Annotated in this window: 1 protein-coding gene; it reads left to right on the top strand. The window is 70.4% G+C overall.

Annotation, left to right across the window (positions count from 1 at the left end):
- Positions 1 to 144: 144 nt before the first annotated feature.
- On the top strand, positions 145 to 3,840 hold a 3,696-nt coding region (locus QT381_RS15695; protein ID WP_353889800.1), incomplete at its 3' end, for a LamG-like jellyroll fold domain-containing protein.

Genomic DNA, 3,840 nt, shown 5'->3' with positions numbered 1-3,840 from the left:
ACGGGGCGCACGTATCGGGTGGTTGTGAGGGATCGGGGCAAGACGCTCTCGGTGCGGGTGAAAGCCGCCAGAGCCGGCTACACCACCGCAACCACCACCGCCCGAGCAGGCAAGACCAAGTAGAGATCAAGAAGGCAGACAACGGTGTCCAAGTCAATGAATCCGGTCGCGGTGCGTCGCCTGACGGCGGCGGCCACGGCGCTCGCGCTCCTCCTCGGCTACGCGGGCCTGTCGGTCGCCAACCCGGCGCCGGCCAGTGCGTCGGCGTACTCCGACTCCGTGCAGTCGGTGCTCAGCTACATTCCGGCCGACCACGGGGCATACGTCGGTTCGCCGACGCTCGAAGTGCTCTCCGACGGCACGTACCTCGCGGCGAGCACGCGGTTCGGCGGCGGCGCGGACGGCTACGGTCCGCAGGGCAAGCGGTTCACCGAGGTGTTCCGGAGCACCGACAAGGGTGCCAACTGGAACCGGGTCGCCATCGTCGAGCCGATGTTCTGGGCGACGATCTTCGAGCTCGGCGACGCCGTGTACCTCATGGGCAGCGGCAGCGCCGAGGAGTACGACAACGCGGTCATCTCGAAGAGCACGGATGGCGGGCTCACCTGGACCACGCCGACGATCCTGCTCAACGGCCTCTACACCACCGGCGACACCCCCGTGGCGATCGCGAACGGCCGGGTCTACAAGACCTTCGAGCACTACATGAACACGAGCTGGGGCGACTTCCGCGCGCTCGTCATCTCGGCGCCGGTCGGTGCCGACCTGCTCGATCCGGCGAGCTGGACGCGCACGAACGACGGCAGCACGACCCTCGTCGTCGAGGGCAACGCCGTCGTCGACCGCGACGGGAACGTGCTCGACATCCAGCGCTGGCACGACCATCCGACCCAGACGTTCTGGGAGCGGATCAGCCCCGACGGCACCACGCTGACCGAGCTCGGCGGCGTGAACTGGCCGCGCGGCGTCTCGATCAACAAGTTCTACATCCTCTGGGACGAGGTCTCGCAGCGCTACCTCATGGTCGGCAACCCGGAGACCGAGGCCTCGAGCTCGACCCATCAGCGCAACGTGCTCGCGCTGTACGAGTCCCCGAACCTGAAGAACTGGCGCTTCGTCCGGACCCTCGTCGAGGACGATCAGGGGCTGACCTGGGCGAACTCGATCCTCGGCAGCGCGTTCTCCCAGCCGACCATCCAGATCGACGGCGACCGCCTGCTGGTCGTCTCGCGCACGGCTGACAAGTTCGCGAACTCGAACCACAACACGAACAAGATGACGTTCCACGCGTTCCCCGACTTCCGGCTCTGGCTCGGACAGGGCGACGAGGTCGCCCACTACGGCTTCGACTCGGCGGGAAGCCTCGGCGTCGACTCGTCGCCGTCGGAGGGCACCGACGCCGTCCAGGTGGCGGGCAGCTACACCGCGAGCGGGAAGATCGGCGGGGCCTACACGCCGGCGGCCGGCGGTCTCGATCTCGGCTACCTGCTGCATCCGACGCTGTGGAACACGGGCGGACTGAGCGCGGCGGCGTGGATCAAGACGCCCGCGACGATCCCGAGCAACGGCGTCATCCTGCAGACGCCGATCGACGGAACGACGACCGGGTTCGAGCTCTCGGTGCGAGGCACCGGCGACGCCAACCCGCAGACGCTGCGCGTCGAGGTCCGGCCGAGCACGTCATCCGCGGCCGTGGTGCGCTACGTGCCGTACCCGACCGACGGCGCGTGGCACCACGTGGCCGCGTCAGCCGGCCTCACCACGGACTCGCTGCACATCTACATCGACGGGGTCGAGGTCGCCCCCGCGGGCGCGAGCGTGTCGTTCGGCAGCGACGAGTACAAGGTCTCGAACAATCCCGTGTCGCACGACCGGATCGGCTCGGCGACCTCGGGCGCGCTGTTCCCCGGATCGATCGACGACGTGCGCGTCTTCCGGACCGCACTGTCGACCGCATCGATCCAGAAGCTGCTCGCGCCGGCGGCGCTGTCGCTGACCGGCATCGGGGTCGACGGCGACGCGTACGCGCCGTTCACGGCCACGAGCGACGTTCACGAGGTCTCCATCCCGGGCGCGGATGCCGACCTCACGTTCCCGACGGAGGCCGGTGTCACGGCGTCGCCCGCGGCACGGAGCATCGCCGGCCTCGCCCCGGGCGCGTCGACGGTCGTCGACGTGACGCTCTCGGACGGCGAGACCACCGCGCACCAGTCGGTGCGGGTGTCGCGTCCCGCGCTGCCCGACACGCGCACGACCCTGAGCCAGATCGCGCTGAGCGGAGCTCAGAGCATCTATCCGGTGGACGGCACGACGAGCTACCAGGTGACGGTCGGGGCGCTGCCGTCCGCGACGCCGCCGCAGGTCACCATCCAGACCGGCATCGCCCGGTCGCCGAAGGCGACGGTGCAGGTGCTCAGCCAGCCGGTGATGACGGATGCGGTCCCCACGGGAACCCTCAAGGTCACCTCGGAGAGCGGCGCGAGCCAGATCTACACGGTCACGGTCGCGATCGTGCGCGATGCCCTCGTCGGGCACTGGAGCTTCGACCAGCGGAACTCGTCGGTGTACGCCGACAGCTCGGTCTTCGGGCGCACCGCGACGGCGACGGCGTCGAGCATCGCCGGCCCGGTCGGCGCGGGCGCCATCCGTCTCGGCGGCTCGGCGCGGGTCGTGCTCGGCTCGTCGAATCTCGACAAGACGCTGAAGGGGGCGAGCGCGATCAGCGTCGCGGGCTGGATCCATCCCGAGGCGCTGCCGACCTCCGGCACCGCCGAGAACGACTTCGTCTTCGCCACGCGCGTCAATGCGGCGAGTGCCGGAGTCGACGTGCTCTTCGAGGGGCCGAAGCTCCGGGTGGCCGGGCGCAGCGCGTCAACCGACGGCTACCAGAAGCGCACGTTCAGCTACCCGAACGACGGCAGGTGGCACCACATCGTCGCGAGCGTGGACTACGCGGCGAAGGTCACGCGGCTCTGGATCGACGGCGTCGAGGCGACGCCGGACCAGACGGCTCCGCTCGCGTTCGGACAGTCGAGCTACCAGTCGGGCACGTCGTCGAACCCCGACACGATCGGCGGCTCGCCCTCGGGCGGCGGCTTCTTCACGGGCGGCATCGACGACTTCTCGGTCTACGGCAGGCTGCTGACCGGCCCGGAGATCACCGCGGCGGCCACGCCGGACGCTCCGCCGGTGTCGGCGGTGGCCAGTCCCGCCGCGCCGGAGGAGAGCGGTTGGTACACCTCGCCCGCGTCGGTCGCCTACCAGCTCGGCGTGCTTGCCGGCGCGCCCGCCGCGGCGGTGCAGTACCGCGACTCCGACGACGGCGACTGGACCACGCTCCCCGCCTCGCCGGCGGGGCTCACGAACCCGGTCGAGTACGCCGACGGCGAGCACACGATCGAGTACCGCTCGAGCCAGGGCGACAAGGTCGGCGCGACCTCCACGACGGTCGTGCGCGTCGACTCCGTCGCTCCGGAGGTCTCGGCGACGACCGCGGTCGTCGCCGGAGCGGGCACGATCACCCTCTCGGCCAGCGACGCCACCTCCGGGGTCGCGGCGATCGAGTACCGCACGAGCGACAGTGCGCCGTGGAGCGTCTATTCGGGCCGCTTGAGCTACTCGGACGCGGGGACGCACTCGGTGAGCTTCCGGGCCGTCGACGCCGCCGGCAACGCGTCGGCACCGCAGACCGTCTCGGTCGACACACCGCTCGCATCCTTCGCGGTGTCGGTGGTGCCGGTGGTGTCGGGTGCTGCGGTGGTGGGCGGTTCGCTGTCGGTGTCGGATGGGGAGTATTCGGTCGCGGGTGTGTCGGTGTCTCGGCAGTGGCTCGCGGGTGGG

Source organism: Galbitalea sp. SE-J8 (genome assembly GCF_030345695.1).
Lineage (GTDB): Bacteria > Actinomycetota > Actinomycetes > Actinomycetales > Microbacteriaceae > JAUASV01.
The sequence above is the reverse complement of the archived record's forward strand: the minus strand, read 5'-3'. Positions and strand labels throughout refer to the sequence as shown.